The 18,040-nt window shown below is 57.9% G+C and carries 12 protein-coding genes; all 12 read left to right on the top strand.

Going from position 1 to position 18,040, the window contains the following annotated elements:
* Positions 1–2: 2 nt before the first annotated feature.
* The 12 genes from EII11_RS05640 to EII11_RS05585 all read left to right on the top strand — a co-directional run bounded on the left by EII11_RS05640 (position 3) and on the right by EII11_RS05585 (position 18,030).
* Positions 3–1,316, top strand: coding sequence for a DUF58 domain-containing protein (locus tag EII11_RS05640; protein ID WP_124869904.1), 1,314 nt, complete (start codon positions 3–5; stop codon positions 1,314–1,316).
* A complete protein-coding gene (locus EII11_RS05635) occupies positions 1,313–3,826 on the top strand; it encodes a transglutaminase TgpA family protein (protein WP_124869900.1) in 2,514 nt (837 codons plus the stop codon). Before EII11_RS05640 ends, EII11_RS05635 begins: the two co-directional genes overlap by 4 nt.
* Entirely contained in the window at positions 3,819–5,207 is a 1,389-nt protein-coding gene (locus EII11_RS05630; protein ID WP_124869897.1) for an RDD family protein, read from the top strand. The genes EII11_RS05635 and EII11_RS05630 overlap by 8 nt, the downstream gene beginning before the upstream one ends.
* Positions 5,200–6,207, top strand: coding sequence for a PP2C family protein-serine/threonine phosphatase (locus EII11_RS05625; protein WP_124869894.1), 1,008 nt, complete (start codon positions 5,200–5,202; stop codon positions 6,205–6,207). Before EII11_RS05630 ends, EII11_RS05625 begins: the two co-directional genes overlap by 8 nt.
* Positions 6,208–6,218: 11 nt before the next feature.
* Positions 6,219–8,111 (top strand): FHA domain-containing protein, encoded by a 1,893-nt coding sequence (locus tag EII11_RS05620; protein WP_205649246.1) that lies wholly within the window; start codon positions 6,219–6,221, stop codon positions 8,109–8,111.
* Positions 8,111–9,946 (top strand): serine/threonine protein kinase, encoded by a 1,836-nt coding sequence (locus EII11_RS05615; protein WP_124869888.1) that lies wholly within the window; start codon positions 8,111–8,113, stop codon positions 9,944–9,946. The genes EII11_RS05620 and EII11_RS05615 overlap by 1 nt, the downstream gene beginning before the upstream one ends.
* The gene (locus EII11_RS05610) at positions 9,943–10,707 is read left to right on the top strand and encodes an FHA domain-containing protein (RefSeq protein WP_205649245.1); all 765 of its coding nucleotides are present in this window, start codon (positions 9,943–9,945) and stop codon (positions 10,705–10,707) included. The genes EII11_RS05615 and EII11_RS05610 overlap by 4 nt, the downstream gene beginning before the upstream one ends.
* Before the next feature lie 48 nt (positions 10,708–10,755).
* Positions 10,756–15,207, top strand: coding sequence for an FtsK/SpoIIIE domain-containing protein (locus EII11_RS05605; protein WP_124869885.1), 4,452 nt, complete (start codon positions 10,756–10,758; stop codon positions 15,205–15,207).
* 141 nt (positions 15,208–15,348) lie between these two features.
* Positions 15,349–15,636 (top strand): WXG100 family type VII secretion target, encoded by a 288-nt coding sequence (locus tag EII11_RS05600; RefSeq protein ID WP_165867077.1) that lies wholly within the window; start codon positions 15,349–15,351, stop codon positions 15,634–15,636.
* Between the two features lie 89 nt (positions 15,637–15,725).
* Positions 15,726–16,811: a hypothetical protein gene (locus EII11_RS05595; RefSeq protein WP_124869879.1), complete on the top strand. Its 1,086-nt coding sequence runs from the start codon at positions 15,726–15,728 to the stop codon at positions 16,809–16,811.
* Between the two features lie 19 nt (positions 16,812–16,830).
* Entirely contained in the window at positions 16,831–17,292 is a 462-nt protein-coding gene (locus EII11_RS05590) for a hypothetical protein (protein ID WP_124869876.1), read from the top strand.
* A gap of 3 nt (positions 17,293–17,295) precedes the next feature.
* Complete coding sequence (locus EII11_RS05585; protein WP_124869873.1) at positions 17,296–18,030, top strand: hypothetical protein; 735 nt, start codon at positions 17,296–17,298, stop codon at positions 18,028–18,030.
* Positions 18,031–18,040 lie beyond the last annotated feature (10 nt).

Genomic DNA, 18,040 nt, shown 5'->3' with positions numbered 1-18,040 from the left:
CAGTGGCACGCCGATCCATCGCCTCTACCCGCTATAGGCGGAGTAACCTTGGCCCGCTGATGCGGCTACGCCTTGCGCTCAGCGAGCGCTGGAGTGCCGCATCAGCCTACGCCCACAGGCTCCGCAATGCCGCGCGCGCAATACCCGTCCTCGGCTCCCTTCTGTCCCTCACCGAAGGCATCACCCCCCTGGGGTGGGGCATTCTGGCAACGGGCGTAGTGGCGATGCTCGCAGGCTGGCAGCATGCGTGGATGGAGATCGCTGGCATCGGCACCACCTTCGTCGTCACCGTCCTCATCGCCCTCATCTGGTCGATCGGACGCTCCGGCTACGCCATTGACCTGAACCTCGAACGAACGCGGGTCAGTGTGGGCGAGCGTGCCCTCGGTGAACTCACCGTCACCAACCCCACCAGTCGCGCCCTCCCAGCCGCTCGCATCGAGCTGCAAGTTGGTGCCGGCGCCGCCTCCTTCACCACCACCAGGCTCGCTGCAGGAGACAGCCACGCCGAACCCTTTGGTATTGCTACTACCCGTCGCGGCATTATCCCCGTCGGCCCAGCCAGCTCCGTGCGCGGTGATGCCCTGGGCCTTGTACGCCGGACACAAACCTGGTCAGAGGCGACGGAACTCTACATTCACCCGCGCACCGTGAATGTCTCGGCCACCGCCATCGGCTTTATCCGCGACGTTGAGGGCGTCACCACGCAGGACCTGTCCTCCGCAGACGTCTCCTTCCACGCCCTACGCGACTACATTCCCGGCGACGACAGGCGCAATATCCACTGGAAAACCACTGCCCGTACCGGCAAGCTCATGGTCCGCCAATTCGAGGAAACCCGACGCTCCCACCTGCTCATCATCCTCGATCTTGACCAGGATGCCTGGGGCAGCGACGAGGAATTCGAAGACGGTGTCTCGGCGGCGGCTTCCCTGGCCCGCGCCACGATGACCGAATCAAAAGAGGTCTCCATCGTCACCCAGGCTGGCCAACTCAAAACCCCCAGTGTTATGCACGCCCTCGACTCCCTCTCCGGCATTGAGCGTGTCATCGCCGCTGAGCGCCTGCCTGAACTTACCCACAAAGCTGGCAATGACGTCCCCCAAGCCTCCGTGGCCGTCGTCATCACCGGCTCCCGAACAGCCCCCAACGATATGCACGTCGCACTGGCACACCTGCCACTCAATATGATCGTCGCCGCTATCCGCCTCGACGCCTCTCAAACGCTCGACCTGCGCACCATCGGAGGATTCCCCGTGGTCACCGCTCCCGGCCTCGACGATGTCAGCGTCGCAATCTGGAAGGCACTGGGATGAGCGATTCCACGACGACTGCAACCAAATCCTGGGCCGAACAAGCCCGTGAGGAACACGAACGCGAACGCACAGCGACCATTAAGGCGCAGGCCAGAGCACGCAAACAACACCTCGCCCGCACCCTGCCCGATATCCTCGTCATTTCCATCCTACTGATTGCCGCCGCACTTACGCACGGCCCCGTCTTTGGTGGTTTCGGCGGATACGTGGCAGCCCTTGGTGGCGTTGCTCTGGGGCTCGCAGTAGCAGCCTTGACCTACCGCCTGCGCCTGGGCGTGCTCTTAAGCATTGTCACCCTCTTCCTGGCCTACATTCTCTTTGGCGGCCTCATTGCCGTTCCTCAAACGACCCTCTACGGTGTCCTCCCCACGCTACGCACCCTGCAAATGCTTGTCGTAGGCACCCTGGCCACATGGAAGGACCTACTCACCGTACAGCCACCGGCAGGAGTGTTTGTTGGCCCGGCCATCATGCCCTACCTCAGTGCCCTGCTCACCGCCTTCCTGGCCCTCACCATTACGCTACGAAGCCGCCGCCCCCTGTGGGCACTGCTGCCGGTGGCTATTCTGCTTGTGACCGGCATCCTGTGGGGGTCTCAAAACGCCCCCACCGCCCCAGTGCTGGGCATTGGAATCGCTGTCGTTGCCCTCGTGTGGGCAAGCGTGAAGGTCGCACAGAACCGCGCCAGTGAGGCACGCGGAACAGTGGAGTTTTCCGGCGCATCCCGTACAGGATCTGTGAGCCGGTGGGTGACCTCGGGCATTATGGTGACAGCAGCGGTGATTGCCGCGCTCGCTGGCAATATGCTCCTGCTGGCTGGCCAGCACCGAACCGTCCTGCGCGATTACGTTGAGCCCCCGCTTGACCTACGCGAATACCACTCGCCAGCATCAACCTTCCGCCACTGGAACACCACCGAGAAAGACACCGCACTCTTTAGCGTTGACGGCCTGGCTCAAGGAGCGCGCGTTCGTCTGGCAACCCTCGACCACTATGACGGCACGATTTTCCAGATTGTCGGAAACGACGCCGGCTCAGGCTTCCGTCACGTCGGCACCACTTTTACTGACGCCCCCCTTCCCGAAGGGAGCTCAACCGAGACACTGTCTGTCTCCATCGGTGAATACTCGGGCTACTGGCTGCCAGGCGTTGCCGCTACACGCGCACTGACCTTCACCTCTGAGCGTGCTTCAGAGCTGGCAGAGAACCTCTACTACGCTGACCTGTACGGCACCGGTCTGAGCACTGCGAAGCTCGCCGGTGGGGACACCTACAGCCTTGTGAACGTCACCGAGCGCGCGTGGAGCGATGCAGAACTTGACGGAAAAGCTGTGGCGAAAGTTGTCACACCTCAAGACCTCAATGTCCCCCAGGCCCTCAGCGAAGTCGCAGCAACCCTTACCGCCAATGTGGAGCCAGGGATTGAACAGGTTCGCGCCATTGAGAATGCCCTACATACGAAGGGCTTCTACTCTGACGGCTCCGATGGCCTGTCACTACCGGGCCACCGCGCTGATCGCCTCGACAAGTTCATCACCGCTGACCAGATGATCGGTGACGACGATCAATACGCACCAGCCATGGCCCTCATGCTGCGTTCCCTGGGGATTCCTTCCCGCGTGGTCATGGGCTTCTACCAAGATAACGCCGCTGGTGGAGCGGTAACCTTTACCGGCAAGGACACTCACCTGTGGGTTGAGGTGCCCTTCGAAGGAGTCGGCTGGGTGCCTTTCGATCCCACCCCACCGAAGGATCAGACTCCGCAAACGGAAACCCCCAAGCCCAAGCCCAATCCCAAGCCTCAGGTGCTTCAACCCCCAGAGCCACCCGAAGAACCTGCCGAAGTTCCACCCGACGTTGTCGAAGAACCTGAGGATGACGAAGAAGGAACGGGAGCATGGCTCGCCTGGGTCGTATTCATCGCCAAGATTGCGGGCGTGAGCTTCCTGGTACTGTCTCCCCTGCTCCTCCTTGTGACCCTTAAGGCACTGCGCCGCAAGCGCCGTCGCACGAAGGGACGTGAAGACTCGCGAGCTGCCGGCGCTTGGGATGAAGTGATTGACGAGGCCACCGACCTTGGAGTGACAGTCACGACCGGCGCAACTCGACAGGAACAGGCTCGCAGGATTGATGCCCACCTTGACGGCAAGGACCTCACAGGGAGCGTCGGTTTCCACCGCTACAACGCGGAGCGAACCCCTCTGGCCCAACTTGCACTCACCCTCGACTCAGCCGTGTTCGGTGAGGGCATGCCTGATGAGGACGTCTGTCAGCACGCGTGGGTCTCTGGCAAGCAGGCTATTCGCTCAATTAAGAGTCGGGTGCCGTGGTATCGCCGCGTGCGCGCACTTGTCTCAACACGCTCACTACGCGCCCGCAGAATCCCTATGCGGGTGCGTATCGAAAAACTCATCCAAAAACTTGAGGCGCGCAACAAAGAAGCTGCTCGCTCCGCACCACACAAGAGCCGCAAAATGAAGCGGTCACGAAGGAGGAAGAATAATGGCTAAGATGCAGGTCGAAGGCAAGGTGCCCGTTGAGGTGCCACGCCACCTCTCAGGAGCCGTTGCTGCTGGTAATGAGAAGCGAATCGTTGCCCACGTTATTGATGCGGGGATTGTTGTTGCGATCTACCTTCTCTTCATGATTCTTCCAACCATGGGTATCAGCAATGCAGCTAACTTTGATGCTCTAGAGAGCGCTCTTTCCACTGCCGCCACCATGTGGACGCTTGGTATGCTCGCACTGATTGCCTTGGGGATCGCTCAGCTGGCTCTTATATTGACCAAAGGCCAGACTATTGCGATGAATATTACCGGCCTCCGGTGGGTGTCTTTTCTTGATGGCAATATCAACGGCGGTTCAGCTTTCGGTAAGACCCTACTTGAAGGCGTTATTAACAGTGTTAGCTTTGGTCTGGCCACCCCCATCATCTGGCTGGTCAGCCAAGACAATATGAATCGTCACTGGTTCGCGCGCACCACCAACCTCATCACCATCAATATCAAAGACGGCCGTGACACAGCTTTTGTTCCTCCACGCCTTGAAAGTGATGAACCCGAGACAGACTCCAACCAGCCGTGGAGTCCCACCTCCGGCACCCCACGACCAATGATCACCGACAACATTCCCTCACCCCCGGTTCTGCCCAGCACCCCAGCCACTCCACCCGTGGGAACACCTAATTCTTCAAGTGCCTCTGCTCCCATTACAGAAGTGCCAGGCATATCCTCTAGCCCCACCCCCTCAGCCCTGACACCACCTGCCCCGGCAAACCCCTACGCGCCCCCGGTAGAAGCACACACACCACCCGCTCCCACAGGCATGCCCTCCGCCTACCAGCCGCCAGCCCCGACTGGCATGACGCATACGCCTCCCGCGCCCGAGGCACCCTCGCCCTACGCTCCTCCTGCAGCAACGGCCGCAGTCACACCCCCATCCCTGCCCACGCATCCTTTTGGAACCCCGCAACCCTCCATCACGCCAAGCGTGCAGGCAGATCCCTTTACTGCCCCACAAACACCAGTCGAAGAGGTTGATCGCACAGTAGCCCGCCGCCCTGTGGACTCAATCCTGCTTACCTTCGATGACGGATCTCACCATTTCCTTTCAGGCCAGGCACTTGTTGGACGCGCTCCCGAACCTGAACCAGGACACCCGAACGCACAGATGGTCAGCCTTCACGATCCAGGACGTTCCATCTCCAAGATTCACATCGCACTCAGCGTCCAATCCGGCGCCGTGCTTGTTGAGGACATGCACTCCACAAATGGGACCACCGTCATGCTGCCTTCAGGTACCACTCAAGCAGTGCTGCCAGGGGCACCTGTTCTGGCACCCGCAGGTGCAACTGTTTACTTCGGAGATCGATCGGTAAAAATTGGTGGCTGATAACGAACTCTCTCAGGCACACTCAACGACACCCCACGTCAGAGTCACCCACGGCGCACGCAGCGACGTGGGGTGTCGTCGTAAGCTCAACGAAGACTCTTACATCGCGCGTTTTCCGCTCTACCTCGTTGCTGATGGCATGGGAGGGCACAGCGGAGGAAACATCGCCTCAGCTGAGGTGATTGCCCAAATGGGTGCCCACATTGGAAGCGAAGACTTCGTCACCCAAGAAGAGCTCAATCACGCCCTGATGGAAACCACCCGGGCATTGTCTGAGCTTGGAATGAACGAGGGGAGTCCAGGCTCAACGATGAGCGGCCTGGTTTTCTCCACCCATTCGGGAATCCCCTGTATCCGCATCTTTAATATCGGTGACTCGCGTACCTATGCCCTTGCAGAGAACGAGTTCTCACAGGTCACAGTCGATCACTCCGAGTTCCAAGAACTCAAAGATTCGGGTGCATTAAGTGAAAAGGACGCACGCGACTACCTTCACCGTAATGTCCTCACTAAAGCACTCGGTGCGGGATTTAGCCCCTCTATTCCCATTGATCACTTCGTTGCGCCAATCGCAGATGGAGACCGCTACATCATCTGTTCTGATGGGGTCAGCGGAGAGGTAACCGACGCACTCATTGAGATGGCTGCACGCAATATCGCCGATCCTCAAGACCTCGCTGATGAACTGATCAACATGGCATTACGCGCAGGCGGAAATGACAACGCCACAGTCATCGTTGTTGACGCTCACGACGTCCACCCCCTATGGCAGGCTCGGGGCGCAGGCGACACTATCCGCCGAGACGACGCTCGACATCAAATAGATGAGAAGCAGGCAGACGGGCAAGACATCCAAGAGTCACACAACGCACCAGAAGTCGATGATGCTGACGATGGCGACGACACCCTGCCAGGTGAGCGTGTGATCCATCTTCGAGCACTTGCCGAATACGCCTCTCAATTCCAGGGAAGTAACACTCCAGAGGAGGAAGAACTCTAATGGAACACTGCATGTGGACCCCCGGCACCAACCTTGCTGTCATCACGCGAAACGGGGTCATTGTTCTTGAAAATCCAGCAAGCGGACTCGGCGCAGAGTTTTGGACACTCCTCGAAGAAGGCGTAGATCTTGGCACCCTTCTACAGGCGCTTACCTCCGCATGTGGGACAAATCTGGCAGCCCTTCCCAACTTCGTTGCCATTGTTCCAGAAGGCGACACCATGCACATTGCCGTGCGCGGTGCCTTTGAACTCAGCCTTGACACCCACGAGGGTACCTCATCCTTCACCAGCGGCAATGTCATCACCTGGGAGGAAAAACGCGTTCAGCAACTCAATGGCTGGAGGATCAATGCGCCCATTGGAGAGGAGGTTCTTACCCTCCCGCAACCGACAGAATTCATCGCAGCGAGCGCCGTCATCCCCGTATCTACCCTGAGCTATGGCACACTTGCCGCTACCGTCGACGGACAGACCTCCACCGCTGAACAGCTTATTCCTGGACAAACTACCTCCAGCGGAATGTCGAGCATGATGCCAAGTATTGCGCCTACCGCAGCATCTTCGGATGAATTAGCGCTCGCGGCACCACGGATCGACGAGACTGCGTCAGAATTAGCCCCACTAAGCGCTGCCCTAGACGATTCTGAGGATCCCGATAGCGGGGCGATCGAGACGAGGAGCTTTGACGACACTCCAGAGGTCATCAACCTGCCCGAGGTGAGTGCCGAAGAGCGGGCTGGATATACCCTCAGTGAAGACATGATGAACCTCACCCGAGCCTATCCCGAAGATGACGAAAATGAGGGAGATGGGGAAAGCGACCACCTTAACCAAGGTATCGGCACTGCTACTGCTGCCGATGGTCACCTCGTTGATGAGCAAGGCTTGTCACCCGTTGAACCTCAGCAAGATTTCTCAGATCTCTTTTTGGAACACACCCGCGCTCGCTCTGTCGAAGAAGCGGCAGTTCGGCAGGTACGCAACGACGATAACCCCTACTCCGACCCAAGCAACGCGACTCCCGAAGCACCCGCCAACGTGCCCACCGCCGTGCCTGAGCCCGCCCCCTTCACTGCCGGTGAGTCGACGGATGCCGTTGACGAAGCCGCATACGCCATGCCGCAGGGCAACATCGGCTACGTACCCCCAGCACCTCCGATGTCACCTGCACCCCCAGAGCCCGAGCTCCCTCGCCAAGCTAATGGATTCTTTATTGACGAGGTGCCTCGCGCACACAATAGTCACGCAGCAGCAACACCCTCCCTGATTGACAATGTTCCTACTCCGGGTGCAGCCAATCATTCCGGTGCGCCGAATAGTGCGGCCAGCACTCCTGACGAAGGCTTCCACGACGGACATACTGTTCGATCAAATAAACTCTCCCACCTGCGTGAACACGCCCAAGCTATCGCCCAAAGCACCAGTGCGCCCGAAACGGATGCGCAAGCGGGTCCCCTCGTTGTTGCCTGCCTATGCGTCCACGGCCACCCCAACCCTACGCATGTGCAAGTGTGTCGCACGTGTGAGGGGGCAATGACCGAGCAAACGGTGAATATTCCTCGCCCACCTTTGGGAACGCTTCACGTTTCCACAGGCGAGGTCATCACCCTTGATCGAGATGTGGTGATCGGACGTCGCCCCAGCTACACCCCCCAACCGGGCAGACCTCACGCCCATGTTGTGCTTGTGCCCAGCCCTAACCAGGAAATTTCCCGCACACACTGTGAGATCAAGATTGATGGTTGGGATGTGCGTATCCGCGATCTCGGATCAAATAACGGCACATTCCTCCTTCGTCCGGGACAATCCCCTGTTCGAGTCACGGACTCTGCGCCAATGATTCTGCGCCCCGGCGACATCCTTGACCTGGGAGATGCTGTCACTGTCCGAATGGAGGCGTGATGTCAGATCGGATCGTCCCCCCGAGAATCCCTAATTCCGAATACCATAAGCACCTCGGAAGTGGCGGATTCGCCGATGTTTTCCTCTACCGGCAACGTATGCCTGAGCGCGACATTGCCGTGAAAGTGATTCGCCCAGACGCTTCCGCCGAAGAAAACGGCGCTTTTGAAGCCGAGGCGAACCTCATGGCGAAAATGTCCGCCCACCCTTCGATTCTCTCTGTCTTCGGTGCTGGGGTGAGTGACGATAACCGCTCCTACCTCATTATGGAGTACTGCCCGCCTCCTCATCTTGGGGTGCGAGCGAAGAAGCAACAATTGCCAGTGCCTCGCGTCCTTGACATTGGCATTAGGATCGCTGGCGCAGTGGAAACCCTCCACCGTTCAGGCATTCTGCACCGCGACATCAAGCCCGCCAATATCCTCATCACCCAATTTGGTCACCCCGTGCTGACGGACTTCGGTATCGCCGTCTCCACACAACCTGGCGCTAATCAGGGCGATTCCGGATTCTCTGTGCCGTGGGCACCACCCGAGCAAGCCACCGGCCAAGGACCCTTCGGACCAGGGATGGATGTCTACTCCCTCGCGGCGACTATCCACACGCTCCTCACGGGACACTCCCCCTTCGAGATTCCCGGCGGAGACAACCGCGAAATCTCCATGCTCAACCGAGTGCTGCGCTCCCCAGTGCCCAAAACCGGGCGCACCGATGTGCCACCAGAGCTCGAACGTATCCTGACCATCGCCATGGCGAAGGATCCAGGGCAGCGCTACCCGTCAATGATGGACTTTGCCCTTGCCCTCCAGCAGGTGCAAGTCGACATGCACCAGCGCACCACCCCCATTGACGTCCTCGAAGACCGAGTGGTGGACGATCTGTCTGACGAGGGCGATGACGCCACACGGGCTCGTGCTTTCATGAGCATCGATCCCGATGGTCCCATCACGGGCCCTGGTCCGACCCGGAATGTTCGTGACATTCCCTCCGATGACGGGACACGTTCGGTTATTCGTCGTATTGACCCCGTTGGGGGCAACGGTGAGTTTGCCGTTGAAGTCGACGAGGCCACCCGCGTGGGCCGGGCCGCATTACCGCCGAGTGAACCCTCAGCATGGGCACCCGCCGCGCAGCGATTCGCCGGTGACACCACGACAAGTGGTGCATCTACGCCTTCGGCTCCTCCCATCACTCCAGCGGCGGCTCCGGCCTCGTGGGACGGAGGCATGCAGGCATATGCTGAGGTTTCCGATGCCACTGTTGCTCGACCGGTTGGCCTGCAGCAACCGAGCATTCCCGCAGCGAGTGTGCCAGCGTACGCAGCCTCAACTGCGTCGGCGCCAATGGAGGAACTCTCTGCTCACCAGAGCTCAGAGAAAGAGATCGTTGAGGAGACGCCAAGCGAGGTTCCCGCGCGTTCTCCCCTCAAAGTGATCATCGCCGTGCTCGCAACTTTGATCCTTGTGGGTGCCATCGTCTTTGGCGTATGGAGCGTCCTACGTGACGAGGGCGGCACTGAAAATCCTGCGGGAGATACATCAACAACTGAACGCCCCGACGCACTGCCGACCTCGAATAATGCTGAACCCGTGACCGGCCTAGTGGGAACCCTTAAAGACGATGGCAGCGTTGAGTTTTCCTGGGACAGCCAGGGTGAGGGGGCTGAGTATTTGTACCGCCTGATCGATCCCCTGGAGAACCATCAGGTACGCCAGACGCAAGACACCACGGTGTCTGTCAACAAGCTTGATGGACGTACGTGCTTGGAAGTCATCGTTCGACACAGCAACGGAAAGACCTCTGATCCGACAACGGGATGTGTGGACACACCATGAGCGCTGAACAACACTCACCCGCTCGCCGTGCCTGTGGGGCCTCAGAGACTCCCTGCGCTGTTGTTTCCTACTGTGGGGAAGAATATCGGATCGATCCAGAGACAACGTTTGTTGTTGGCCGTGAAGCAGACCTCTCCGTGGACGATAATCCATTCCTGCACCGCCGCTTCCTTGCCATTAGCTATGACAATGGCATGTGGTGGATAGAAAATATCGGCTCGAGAACCTCAGCAACCGTTGCTGATGCTTCAGGCATGATGCAGGCCTGGGTGGGCCCAGATGCCCGCCTCCCCATCGCCTTTGATGCGGTAACCGTCGTGTTCTCCGCAGGCCCAACCACCTACGAGTTCGACATTGAAGTCAACGGTGTGTCCTACAAACGTGCAGGAATACCCGAGGTCGGAAATGGCGAAACCACTGTTGGGGAGGTCACTTTCACTCCCTCGCAATTCCTCCTCATCCTCTCTCTGGCAGAGCCGTGGCTCCTGCGCGCAGGCTCGGGACCGGTCGACATTCCTCGCAGTTCTGCCGCAGCAAAGCGTTTGGGATGGTCGATGACGCGTTTCAACCGCAAGCTCGACAATGTTGCTGACAAGCTCGACCGGCTCGGAGTGTCCGGCCTACGAGGAGGCCCTTCCTCCCACGCAACCCATCGCCGTGTGCGCCTCGTGGAATATGCAGTGGCTGCGCGACTTGTCACCCGGGACGACCTTTATCTGCTTGACGAGGAGTATAAGCGCAACAACGCAAGCGGCCAGTAAAGACGCGATTACCACTTCAGACCATCTACACAGTAAGGAAACCGATCGATGAGGATCAAACTGACCCTGAGAGGGCGAGGCCCTTCCGACATTGACCTGCTGGTAACCACTGACAATACCGCCACTATCGGTGATATTGCCGCCACTCTGGCTACTGCGGGACCCGAAGGGGCAGCGCCCGCGATCGATCCGGAATCTGTGACCTTGCGACTACTGGAGCCAGCAAGCGGACGAGTGCTTTCTGTTCTCGCTCCCACCGCCTACGTGACAGAATCGGGCCTGCGCTCTGGCGCGGTGGTGGACATTGCCGGAGCCGAGCAGAATATCGGCACCGGTGCGGCAAAAGCCGCTGAGATGCACATTGTCTCCGGCCCCGACAAGGGGATGGTTGTCTCCCTCCCCTTCGGCTCAACAACAGTTGGACGCGCCCAATCGGCGACCGTGACATGCACAGATCCCATGATTTCTAAGAAGCACATGCGTGTAGTGGTGGGATCCCAGATAGAAGTACACGACCTCAACTCAGCTAATGGTGTGCTTTTGGGTGATCAGCGTGTACAGCGTAGCGTCGTTGGGCCCCATGATGTCATTACCATTGGTGACACTCAGGTGAAGTTCGTCCACTTACGTCAACCAGAAGAAGGACTTGGCGACTCAACCGACATTGGTTTTATTCGTCCCCCTCAGGTGATCCCGCACGTAGGCGTCAAGAAGTTCAAGCTTCCTGAGAATCCGAATGTCCCAGATAAAGGGCGTTTCCCGATTCTGGCTATCATCGCCCCCCTCATTATGGGCGGTGTCATGTACTTGATGACCCGTCAGATGCTCTCCGTTGTCTTCATGGCGCTGAGCCCGCTACTGATGATTGGTAACTGGTTCGATCAGTGGAGCCAGACACGTAAAGCTATTAAGAAGGGCAAGGCCTCTCACGCTGCTGCACTCGCGCTACTGCGCGAGGATCTGGAAAAACACCACAAGGACGAGCGTTCTGCACGAATGGCCCAACATCCTCCCGTGGAACAGGTCATCAATGGTGCGCTATCTCGTGACGGCTCGCTGTGGATGCGCCGCCCTGAACATCCTGAGTTCCTCAAACTGCGAGTGGGTATCGGAACGGATCAGGCAGCTATTGAATTTGAGACGGCCTCAACAGGCCAGGGTATTCCCGAGTGCCTCGAAGCAGCACGAGCACTGCAAGAAGAATTCATCGAAATTCACCAAGTGCCGATTGTCGTTGACCTTCGTCGGGAAGGTTCAATGGGGATGTGCGGGGATCGTACCTGGCTCGATCAGGCCCAAGCCGCAGTCGCAGCTCAGCTTGTCTGTCAGTATTCTCCCGCCGAGGTCACCCTCGCCTGCTTCACCTCAGCTCAGCGTCGCGCATCCCTACAGTGGCTTGAATGGCTCCCACATGTGACGTCACCACATTCACCTTTGGGATCCTCCCTTCATCTCGCTGATGACGCTGCCTCCGGTCAGGAACTGCTCTCAGCACTTGAAGGAGTGCTTGAAGCACGCAAGAGTGCAGAATCATCACAAGGGCAGAAGTTCTCGCGCGGTCCGGTGATCCCCGGAAACCACGACAAAGAACAGGGGGCTCCAGCAGCCCCCATCCCCGCAGTTGTAGTCCTCGTTGACGATGTGGTGGTCGATCAAGCACGACTCAACCGTCTCGCCGAGCTCGGCCCCGACTATGGCATTCACATGGTGTGGACCAGCCCAGACTTCGCTGCTCTGCCAGCAGCATGCCGCAGCTTCGTCGTCGCTGAAGAGAAGAAGAGCCTCGTGGGTGATGTTCGAGGGTCCCGCATCATCACTCCCCTTGAGCTTGACCGTGTTCGCTTAGAAGATGTGGCCAGACTTGGTCGAGCGCTCTCACCAGTGGTGGATGCGGGCGTTCCGGTTGACGATGACTCTGACCTCCCCGGTTCCATCTCCTATGTCCAACTCACCGGCAAAGATTTGGCCGACAACCCTGACACTCAGATCGAACGCTGGAAGGCAACACACTCCCTCATTAACCGCACTCCAGGCGCCGAGATAGTTCCAGGCCCAGCCGTCAGCCTCGCCGCCCTCGTTGGCCAGGGCTCAGCTGGCCCTGTTGCTCTCGACCTGCGCTCTCAGGGCCCGCACGCCCTCGTCGGCGGAACGACCGGTGCAGGTAAGTCAGAGTTCTTGCAGGCCTGGGTGCTGGGCATGGCACAGGCTGTCTCCCCCGATCGTCTAACCTTCCTCTTCGTTGACTACAAGGGCGGTGCAGCCTTCGCGCGATGCACCGAGCTTCCTCATTGCGTGGGCCTCGTGACTGACCTGTCGCCATTCCTTGTGCGGCGCGCACTCGATTCACTGCGCGCCGAATTGCACTACCGTGAGAAACTCTTGAACCGCAAGAGCGCAAAAGACCTGGTCACTCTTGAAAAGAGTGGCGATCCAGAATGCCCGCCATCTCTGGTGATCGTCGTAGACGAATTCGCAGCGCTGGTCAGCGAAGTGCCCGAGTTCGTTGATGGCGTGGTGGACGTTGCTCAACGAGGCCGCTCCCTTGGTCTTCATCTGATCCTTGCCACGCAGCGCCCGGCTGGCGTCATTAAGGACAATTTGCGTGCGAACACCAACTTGCGTGTGGCATTGCGTATGGCTGATACGGACGATTCCCAAGATGTGCTTGGCGACAGGATGGCCGCCCACTTCCCGCAGAATGCTCCCGGGCGTGGTGCCGCTAAGACGGGGCCGGGGCGTATCACCACTTTCCAGTCGGCCTATCCGGGGGCGCGTACTTCGGAAGAGATTAAGGCCGTGGCCGTCAATGTTGAAGATCTTGGCTTTGGGAAGACTCGAAAGTGGCGTCTTCCGGAACTGCCGAAGGTTGGTGGCGAGGTGGAGACCGACATCGATCGTGTCGTCACCACTGTGCGCGCAGCCGCAGAAAAGGCTGCGATCCCCACTCCTCGTAAACCGTGGCTGGAGGAACTTGCGCAGACCTATAACATCCGTAACCTTCGCCAACGCACCGACACGGAACTGGTGCTGGGTGTTATTGATGTGCCCGAACATCAAGCGCAGGTGCCGGAATACTTCCTCCCCGATAGGGAAGGCAATATCGCCTACTATGGAGCCTCCGGGTCAGGAAAAACCACGGCCCTGCGCTCCTTGGCTATTGCTGCGGCAATCACACCCAAGGGTGGCCCTGTCGATGTCTACGGCCTGGACTTTGCTGGTGGCGGCCTAGACATGCTCAAGGCTATGCCTCACGTGGGTGACGTTGTACCCGGAGATGACGAGGAACGTGTTGCACGCCTGTTAACCCACCTGTCGTCCATCGTTGAAGAGCGTGCAGCTCGATACTCGGCTGTTCATGCCGCAGACCTGACGAACTATCGACGGATTGCCAGCCTACCCGATGAGCCCCGCATCCTACTGCTCGTCGATTCGGTGGGCGTGTTCGTGGAGGAATATCAGTCGGTGACCCGTCATATTCCCACATGGAACAAGTTCCAGCAGATTTTGCTGGATGGACGAGCTGTTGGTGTGCATGTTGCCGTAACGGCGGATCGATTTGCAGCGATTCCAACCTCGGTAGCCTCGAACTTCCAACGCAAGGTCGTTCTGCGGCAGACCGATGAAGACGCCTACATGAACTTCGGCTTGCCTAAGGATGTTCTGAATCCCACTAGCCTGCCCGGACGCGCTATGCAGGTGGGGCGGCCGGATCTCATGCAATTGGCGATCCTTGGCGACAATATCAATGCTCTTGCTCAGGCTCGACTGATGGCCCAGCTCGGTGAGTTTATGACCTCTCAAGGTCGAGTGCGCCCACAGGCTATCGGATCGCTACCGATGGAGATTCCTGCTGCGCAAGTCTCCGCATCCGTACAGGGGATGCCCGTTATCGGTGTGGAGGGTGAATCCCTCTCCCCCCTGCCCTTCCGGCCTGTGGGAACAGTGTCGGTGGCCGGCGGTGCACAAACAGGCCGCAGCAACGCATTGGCGTGGATGGTGCACTCGCTGCGCACCTGTAATGCACAGACCCGTTTCCTGCATGCCTCGTCTGGACGTTCTGCGTTGAGCCGCAGCAGTGTATGGCATGCGACCGCGCAGGGGGCCTCTGGCTTGGCGGAGATGCTACAAGAACATCGGGCGCTCTTCGAGGCTGAGGCTCCTGAGAATAGCCCCGGGGTGGTGTTGGTTATTGAAGACCTGGGCGGGTTTAGCTTCGACTACACGCTGGAACCTGAGGTGGTTGGGTTGCTGTCTCTTGCCAAGAGCAACGGGCACCTTGTGATCGTTGAGGCTGATCTTGCTGGATGGAATCGAGGAAGCCAGCTGACTGCCACCCTCAAACAGTCGCGTTCGGGCCTGATTCTCTGCCCTGGCGCGGGAGACGGTGACAGTGCCCTAGGAGTGACTGTGCCCGCTATTGGCAGCCGTGAACTCACACCCGGTCGAGGCTATTTCACGCAAGCCGGCAAGGTGTGGAAGGTTCAAGTTCCGCTGATGTAGACGAGCTTTCGATGGGGAGTTCTCCATGGGTAGTCCTCCCCATTGTTGATATTTCATCGCTTTGGCACGCTAGAGGCATAGGGCGATGGAGTCCTGAAAACACACTTGGATCACCGTGATCCAAGGGAACAGACACAGAGAATGGAGAAGGTCATGGCCGGGTTCTACGGGATGAACATCGAGCAGGTACGTCAACTGGCTAGGCAGCTGGAACAGAAGGCTCAGACGATTGATGAAGTGATCTCCACGATCACCAACCAGCTTGGCACCACGGAGTGGAAGGGCCCGGATGCTGATCAGTTCCGCAATGACTGGAACACTACCCTGAGCACTCAGCTGCGCAACGTTGCACAGGCTCTGCGCAATGCACAGCAGCGTGCCAACAAGAATGCTCAGGAGCAGGAGCAAACATCCAACAACAGCCACTGACGAAGGTGGGGTGTGTGGCCGGGTTCACCGGCCACACACCTTATTTGCAGACACGCTACTGTGAATGAAAAATGTAGGAGAGTGAGCTCGTGACAGCGGTCGGCGCAAATGTTGATGATCTTCGGCGCCTAGCGGCGACATTCCGCCAAAAGGCTGATGTTCTAGAAGGTGATGTGATTCCTGCTGTCACGTATGCACTCTCCTCGTCTCCGTGGCAAGGTCGCGATGCCGATGGGTTTCGTGGCGCATGGGGTTCAGCTCTAGCCCCCCGAGTACGCGCTTCTGCAGCAAGCTTGCGTGCACAGGCTGATCGTCTTGAACGGAATGCAAATCAGCAGGATCAGGCGTCGGCGGTATCTGGTGGCAGCGTTGGAGCCAGCAATGTTGCGAGAAGCGAAGATCGTAGCGTGAAGGCGTCTGACAGTGGTGCGATCCGAGGATGGAGCAAGGTTCTTGGCAAGTCCGGTAACCTTATTGAAAATTTTGGGGCCAACGTTGCCGACGGGGTGGTTCGCGGACTCGCACTTGGAATGCCTGGGGTTGCTGCATCAACTTTCCTAGGTCGAATAAAGCAAATTCGAGACGGTTTCCGACCAGAGAGATTCGTAAAGGATTTCATTCAGGGTGCTGATCGTGTAGGGCATGCGGGACAGATTCAGAAGATCGCGAGGGGATTCAATAAAGTCGGAAAATATGCTGGGAGGGTTTCGACCGCTTTAACCTTTGCCTCTGATGGGCTCTCGAAGTATCAGGAACTCCGCTCAAATGCGAATATGAGCGAAGGAGAAAGAATCCTTCATGCGAGTGTCTACTCCGGTGTGAAAACTGTTTCTGCCTGGGCTGGAGCGAAGGGTGGAGCTGCAGGTGGCGCTGCGCTTGGATTTGTGATTGGAGGTCCAGTAGGTGCAGTTGTTGGTGGTGTCATCGGAGCGGTCGGCGGTAACCTCGCAGGAGGAGCTTTAGGTGACATTGCTGGGCAGTTCGTTACTCAATCCGCAGCCCCAGCCCTTAAAGCGATTGGTGGTGCAGCGACAAATATTGTGAAAGCAGCTGCCCCAGTGGTGTCAGTGCTCGAACGGGTCTCCCCGGTCGTTTCAGGTGCTGCACACGTCATCCGAGGTGGAGCCAAAATTGCCGGGAAAGTTGGAAACTTTCTTGGCGGATTCTTCCGATAGAAACTGATGGAGTATGTTGGTGTCGAGCGTGAATAACACTGAGTCACTTGTAAAGGTTCCACTCCCCAAGGGTTGGGCGGCGGTAGATGCCTCCGAATATCAGGGTAAAACCCAGGAAATCGTCGAAGCGATATATGTGGGACCCGAAGCTGTAGAAGATTTCGTGGCCAACATGGTGGTCCTTTCGACTCCTTCGATCCCACAGAATATTGAGGAATGGCTACAAGAATCGATTCAATCTCTAGTTGATGAGATTCCGGGGTTCTTTGTTGTTGATCAGCAGCCCTGGGCATCTGACTACTACTCAGGTGCTCTTGTGTGCGGAACTTACATTATGGAAAGAACGGCTGTCACCCTGTTGAGATGGCTGCTGATTGGTGAGACAAGCACATTCACTTTGGATGCTACGTGTGCCACCTCAGAACTGAGCACGATGACCGAGGTATTTTTTGATGTTGCGAATTCTTGCCAGGAGCGATGAGAAATGACAGAGAATCGGGAGGAAGCTCCGACGGTATTCCTTAACCGTGAGGAGCTCAACGCATTCATTCAGTATGCTTCTGAGGACGATGGGAGTGATATTGAGGGCATTCATGAAAGCATCCTCGAGGGCCTGAGAGACAAAAAACTACTTGATCATCAAGGTATGACAGAACTTGCAAGGATCATCCTTTATGGAATGGCAACTTCGCAAGAAGTCATCGAAACAATCGTGACGACCAAGGATGGCTATACTCGCACCTCGGGGTATAACGGATCTGAACAATCGACGGTAGTGACGACTCAAGGGGATAATCAGTACCGCCTTATGGCTCTTAGTAGAGCCGAAATGATTATGCATTTCGCGGACGCTCTTCGACTGCTGGCTCAACCGGTGGGTGCTCCTAGCGCGGTGTATCTTCCTCAAGAGTTTGTGTCCGCAGCGCTGTTGGGAGAGTGCGAACGCCTCGAAACACTCCTGCGGAACGTCAGCGCTGAAGATGAGACTTTCCTGCAGGCAGTCAATGGGGGGAGCTGGTCTGTTCACGCAGGAAGCAAGGTTGTTCAAGGAGAAGAGGACTCTGTTAATACCGAGCTCTTTATCGGACTAAAGGTTGGTGGACGATTCTTCCTTGTTGACCTGGAAGAGACGGAGTCTGGCTGCCTCGCGGTTGCGATTCCTCCGATGGTGGCATGGTTCGAGATTTCTTCGTGGTTCGCAGTATCTGAGAGTTCGTAATCTATTCCAC

The organism is Schaalia canis, assembly GCF_003858455.1.
GTDB classification, from domain to species: domain Bacteria; phylum Actinomycetota; class Actinomycetes; order Actinomycetales; family Actinomycetaceae; genus Pauljensenia; species Pauljensenia canis.
This window is presented reverse-complemented; position numbering and strand designations above follow the sequence as displayed.